Origin of the sequence: Nocardiopsis yanglingensis, from assembly GCF_045809185.1 — a bacterium.
In the GTDB taxonomy this organism is placed as follows: Bacteria; Pseudomonadota; Gammaproteobacteria; order Xanthomonadales; family Xanthomonadaceae; genus Stenotrophomonas; species Stenotrophomonas yanglingensis.
This window is the reverse complement of record NZ_JBJNRH010000002.1, coordinates 181,196-186,971: the sequence shown is the minus strand read 5'-3', so window position 1 is coordinate 186,971 and position 5,776 is coordinate 181,196. Positions and strand designations below refer to the sequence as shown.

Here is a 5,776-nt window from a genome sequence, read left to right as displayed (position 1 = left end):
TGGGTGGCCGGCGCGCGCGCGCCCTCCCTCTTTTGGGGGGGGGGGGGGGCCGCCCCGCCCCCGCCACTACCAGAGACGCGTCAGGTGGACGCGCTGCGGATCGCCTCCGGCAGCGGCGCGCTCTTGCCGGTCTGGGTATCCATCCAGACCACGACCACGTTGCCGTCCGAATACAGCTTCGACTCGTCCTGCTGGTCGACGATGCGGTGGCCGATGGTCACGCTGCTGTTGCCCAGGCGTTCGACGAACAGTTCGACCAGGATGTCGTTGGGCCACACGATGGGCAGCCGGTAGTTGACGTTGGTTGCGGCCACCACCGGTGCGATGCGGTCGGTCATCGACACACCGTCCACGCCCAGCATCCAGCGCACGCGCGCTTCTTCCAGGTAGGAGATGTACTTGGCGTTGTTCACATGGCCCATGCTGTCCATGTCACGCCAGCGCACGCTGATCGGGATGCGGGCCAGGATCTTGTGTTCGCTGCTCATCAGGCGTCCTTTTTCTTCTTGCTGGCAGTTGCGGTCTTGCTGGTCTTGCCGGTGCTCTTGGCAGCCACGGCCTTCTTCGCCGGCTTCTCGGCCTTCTCAGGCTTCACCTTGCGCGGCGGGCGGGCGTCAGGCTTGTTGGCGACCGCAGCCGGTTGCTCCGGGCGCGCGCTGGTGGACGGCAGCATGCGCGCCAGGAACTGGCCCGTGTACGACTGCGGGCAGGCCGCCACGTCTTCCGGCGTGCCGGTGACCAGGATGGTGCCACCACGATGGCCACCTTCCGGGCCCAGGTCGACGATCCAGTCGGCGGTCTTGATCACATCGAGGTTGTGCTCGATCACCACCACGGTGTTGCCTTCGTCGCGCAGCTTGTGCAGCACGCCCAGCAGCGCTTCGATGTCGTGGAAGTGCAGGCCGGTGGTCGGCTCGTCGAGGATGTACAGGGTGCGGCCGGTATCGCGGCGCGACAGTTCCTTGGACAGCTTCACGCGCTGTGCTTCACCACCGGACAGCGTGGTCGCGCTCTGGCCCAGCTTGATGTAGCTCAGGCCGACGTCGACCAGCGTTTCCAGCTTGCGTGCGATCGACGGCACCGGCTCGAACAGCTTCAGTGCATCCTCGACGGTCATTTCCAGCACGTCGTTGATGTTGAAGCCCTTGTACAGGATCTCCAGCGTCTCGCGGTTGTAGCGCTTGCCGTGGCAGACGTCGCAGGGCACGTACACGTCCGGCAGGAAGTGCATCTCGACCTTGATCAGGCCGTCACCCTGGCAGGCTTCGCAGCGGCCGCCGCGCACGTTGAAGCTGAAACGGCCCGGCGAATAGCCGCGCGCACGCGCTTCGGGCACCTGTGCGAACAGTTCGCGCAGCGGAGTGAACAGGCCGGTGTAGGTCGCCGGGTTCGAACGCGGGGTGCGGCCGATCGGCGACTGGTCGATGTCCACCACCTTGTCGAACAGGTCCAGGCCATCGATCTCCTTGTACGGAGCGACCGGGTGCGAGGCGCCGTTGATCTCGTTGGCGGCCAGCGAGAACAGGGTGTCGTTGATCAGGGTCGACTTGCCCGAGCCGGACACGCCGGTCACGCAGGTCAGCAGGCCCGACGGAATCGCCAGGTCCACGCCCTTCAGGTTGTTGCCGGTCGCCCCGCGCAGGTGCAGGGTCATCTTCGGGTTCGGCGTGTGCCGGCGCGCCGGAATCTCGATCGCGCGCTTGCCCGACAGGTACTGGCCGGTCAGCGAGCGCGGTGCCTCCAGGATGTCCTGCAGGGTGCCCTGGCCGACGATCTCGCCGCCGTGCACGCCCGCGCCCGGGCCGATGTCCAGCACGTAGTCGGCCAGCCGGATCGCATCCTCGTCATGTTCGACCACGATCACCGTATTGCCCAGGTCGCGCAGGCGGGTGAGCGTACCGAGCAGGCGTTCGTTGTCGCGCTGGTGCAGGCCGATTGACGGCTCGTCGAGCACGTACATCACACCGACCAGGCCGGCGCCGATCTGGCTGGCCAGGCGGATGCGCTGCGCCTCGCCACCGGACAGGGTGTCGGCCTTGCGCTCCAGGGTCAGGTAATCCAGGCCGACATCGACCAGGAAGCCGAGGCGTTCGCCGATTTCCTTGACGATCTTCGCGGCGATCTCGCCACGCCAGCCCGGCAGGCTCAGTTCACTGAAGAACTTCAGTGCTTCGTCGATCGGCAGCACCACCAGCTCCGGCAGTGGGCGATCGGCCACGAACACGTTGCGTGCCGCCTTGTTCAGGCGCGCACCATGGCATTCCGGGCACGGCTGTTCGCTGATGTACTTGGACAGCTCCTCGCGCACCGCCGGCGACTCGGTTTCCTTGTAGCGGCGTTCGAGGTTGGGAATGATGCCCTCGAAGCGATGCTTGCGCTGGGTGCGGCCACCGGCTTCGGTGAAGTAGGTGAAGGTGATCGCTTCATCGCCGCTGCCGTACAGCACGGCCTGCTGTACCTTGGCCGGCAACGAGTTCCAGGCGGCGTCCACGTCGAACTTGTAGTGCTTGGCCAGCGAGGCGATCAGCTGGAAATAGTAGGCGTTGCGGCGGTCCCAGCCGCGCACCGCACCAGCGGCCAGCGACAGCTCCGGATGCACCACCACGCGCGAAGGATCGAAGAACTCGGCGATGCCCAGGCCATCGCAGCCGGGGCAGGCGCCCATCGGTGCGTTGAACGAGAACAGGCGCGGTTCCAGTTCCGGCAGCGAGTAGTCGCACACCGGGCAGGAGTACTTGGAGGAGAACAGCGCCGGCGTGGCGTCGGCGGTGTCCAGGCTCTGCACCGAGGCCATGCCATCGCCCAGCTTCAGTGCGGTCTCGAAGCTCTCGGCCAGGCGTTGCTTGATGTCCTCGCGCGGGCGGAAGCGGTCGATCACCGCCTCGATGGTGTGCTTCTGGCGCAGTGCCAGCGGCGGCACCGCATCGATTTCATACAGCTCGCCGTCCACGCGCACACGCACGAAGCCCTGCGCGCGCAGCTGGTCGAACACCTGTGCGTGTTCGCCCTTGCGGTCGCGGATGACCGGCGCCAGCAGCATGTAGCGCTGTTCCGGGTCCAGCGTCAGCACCTGATCGACCATCTGGCTGACCGTCTGAGCTTCCAGCGGATAGCCGTGGTCCGGGCAGCGCGGGGTGCCGACGCGGGCGTACAGCAGGCGCAGGTAGTCGTAGATCTCGGTGATGGTGCCGACCGTCGAACGCGGGTTGTGCGAGGTCGACTTCTGCTCGATCGAGATGGCCGGGGACAGGCCTTCGATGTGGTCCAGGTCCGGCTTTTCCATCACGCTCAGGAACTGGCGCGCATAGGCCGACAGCGACTCGACGTAGCGGCGCTGGCCTTCTGCATAGATGGTGTCGAACGCCAGCGAGGACTTGCCCGAACCGGACAGGCCGGTGATCACGATCAGCTTGTCGCGGGGCAGGTCGAGGTCGAGGTTCTTCAGATTGTGCGTCCGCGCGCCGCGGATGCGGATGAAATCCATCGCCATGGGGGATCCGGTTGTGGGGGCGTTGGCTGGATGCCGGGCCAGCAGGGAACGGCAATCGGTCAGCCTACCGAGGTGACCAGATGGGGGCAATGGGCGACAATGCCAGCCCGATGTCTCACCTGATGAGACAGGCCGACAGGCAGGGGTCAGATCCCTTTTCACAATGTGAAAAGGGATCTGACCCCGTGCCGGCCCGGCCGTCCAGGCCGTTCAGGGGTTGACTTGACCCGCGGCCGTTGATCTGCGTACAATTCCGCTCCTGTCCGCCCTCGATGGCGGCAGCTCAGACCACAATAACTACAGAGGAAGGCCTGGTCATGTACGCAGTACTGGTCACCGGCGGTAAGCAATACCGCGTGGCGCAGGGCGAAAAGCTCCGCATTGAAAAGCTCGAAGTCGAAGTCGGCAGCGAGATCAAGTTTGACAACATCCTGATGCTGGGTGACAGCGACGGCGTGAAGCTGGGCGATGCGCTGAAGGGCGCTGCCGTCACCGCCAAGGTCCTGTCCCAGGGTCGTGCTGACAAGGTCCGGATCATCAAGTTCCGTCGCCGCAAGCACCACATGAAGCGTCAGGGTCACCGTCAGTACTACACCGAAATCGAGATCACCGGCATCGCCGGCTAAGCATCAGGAGAAGCAGTCATGGCACATAAAAAGGGCGTAGGCTCCTCGCGCAACGGTCGCGACTCCAACCCGAAGTACCTGGGCGTCAAGATCTTCGGCGGCCAGGCCATCGAAGCCGGCAACATCATCGTGCGTCAGCGCGGCACCCAGTTCCACCCGGGTTCGGGCGTTGGCCTGGGCCGTGACCACACCCTGTTCGCCCTCGTGGACGGCAAGGTGGAGTTCTCGGTCAAGGGCGCCAAGAAGCGTCGCACCGTCAGCATCGTCTCGGCCGACGCCTGATCCAGGCATCGCCGGCACCCGTGCCTCGGCATGGGGGTGCTGCATGAAGAGCCCCGCTTCGGCGGGGCTTTTCGTTAGAGTGAAAGCAAGACCGGCCAGGCCGGGTTGCCGGCCAGCGGCTGGCATAACATTCAAGGCGACGGCTGGCAGGCCGCGCCCATCGCAGGCATCGAAACAATGAAACTGGTAGACGAAGCAGAAATCGAAGTGTTCGCCGGCAACGGCGGCAACGGCTGCATTGGCTTCCGTCGCGAGAAGTTCATTCCGCTCGGCGGCCCGGACGGCGGCGACGGCGGTGCGGGCGGCAGCGTGTACATCCGCGCCGACGAAAACCTGAACACCCTGGTCGACTTCCGTCATGACCGCATCTTCAAGGCGCAGCGTGGCGAGAACGGCATGGGTCGCCAGGCCTATGGCAAGGGCGGCGAAGACCTGACCATCACCGTGCCGGTCGGCACCGTGGTGATCAACGTCGCCACCGATGAGGTCATCGGCGACCTGACCCAGCACAACGACCGCCTGCTGGTGGCCCAGGGTGGCCGCGGCGGCCTGGGCAACATGCATTTCAAGAGCTCGACCAACCGCTCGCCGCGCCAGGCGCTGCCGGGCGAGCCGGGCGAAGAGCGCACGCTGAAGCTGGAACTGAAGCTGCTGGCCGACGTCGGTCTGCTGGGCTTCCCCAATGCCGGCAAGAGCACCCTGATCCGTGCCGTTTCGGCGGCAACGCCGAAGGTGGCCGATTACCCGTTCACCACGCTGTACCCGAACCTGGGTGTGGTGAAGGTGGAGAATTACCGCAGCTTCGTGATTGCCGACATTCCCGGCCTGATCGAGGGTGCCGCGGATGGCGCCGGCCTGGGTGCGCAGTTCCTGCGCCACCTGCAGCGCACCCGTCTGCTGCTGCACCTGGTGGACATCTCGCCGATGGAAGGCGGTGTGGAAGGCATTTCCCCGGTCGAGCAGGTGCGCGCGATCGAGCGCGAACTGGAAAAGCACGATCCGGAACTGCTGCAGAAGCCGCGCTGGCTGGTGCTGAACAAGGCTGACCTGATGTTCGAAGACGAAGCGAAGGCTGCGGCCGAGCAGATCGTCGCCGAGCTGGGCTGGAAGGAGCCGTGGTTCCTGGTTTCCGCGCTGGGTCGTGAAGGTACCTTCCCGATCATGAGCCGGATCATGGCCTTCTTCGATCGCCAGAAGGAAGACGAGCTTGAAGCCCGCAACGCGCAGTGATGCTGTTGTGGTTCCATGCGAAAAACCCGGCTTCGGCCGGGTTTTTCATTTTCCGGTAGTGGGGGGGGGGGGGGGGGGGGGGGGGGGGGGGGGGGGGGGGGCCCGGGGGGGGGGGGGGGGGGCGGCCCCGAAAAACCACCCCCCCGCG

5 protein-coding genes are annotated in these 5,776 nt (G+C 65.7%); 3 read left to right on the top strand and 2 right to left on the bottom strand.

The window, feature by feature from the left end; genetic code table 11:
• Window positions 1–80: 80 nt before the first annotated feature.
• Together ACJ7C5_RS04055 and uvrA are read right to left on the bottom strand one after the other, a co-directional pair.
• Complete coding sequence (locus ACJ7C5_RS04055) at window positions 81–488, bottom strand: acyl-CoA thioesterase (RefSeq protein ID WP_006424673.1); 408 nt, start codon at window positions 486–488, stop codon at window positions 81–83.
• On the bottom strand, window positions 488–3,490 hold the full coding sequence (uvrA, locus tag ACJ7C5_RS04050) for an excinuclease ABC subunit UvrA (RefSeq protein WP_412703120.1): 3,003 nt from the start codon (window positions 3,488–3,490) through the stop codon (window positions 488–490). Before uvrA ends, ACJ7C5_RS04055 begins: the two co-directional genes overlap by 1 nt.
• Before the next feature lie 317 nt (window positions 3,491–3,807).
• Between uvrA and rplU the strand changes: the two genes are divergently transcribed.
• The 3 genes from rplU to cgtA all read left to right on the top strand — a co-directional run bounded on the left by rplU (window position 3,808) and on the right by cgtA (window position 5,628).
• Complete coding sequence (gene rplU / locus ACJ7C5_RS04045) at window positions 3,808–4,116, top strand: 50S ribosomal protein L21 (protein ID WP_005408557.1); 309 nt, start codon at window positions 3,808–3,810, stop codon at window positions 4,114–4,116.
• Window positions 4,117–4,134: 18 nt separating this feature from the next.
• Window positions 4,135–4,398: a 50S ribosomal protein L27 gene (gene rpmA / locus ACJ7C5_RS04040; RefSeq protein WP_005415704.1), complete on the top strand. Its 264-nt coding sequence runs from the start codon at window positions 4,135–4,137 to the stop codon at window positions 4,396–4,398.
• Window positions 4,399–4,575: 177 nt separating this feature from the next.
• Window positions 4,576–5,628: an Obg family GTPase CgtA gene (gene cgtA, locus ACJ7C5_RS04035; RefSeq protein ID WP_049434686.1), complete on the top strand. Its 1,053-nt coding sequence runs from the start codon at window positions 4,576–4,578 to the stop codon at window positions 5,626–5,628.
• Window positions 5,629–5,776 lie beyond the last annotated feature (148 nt).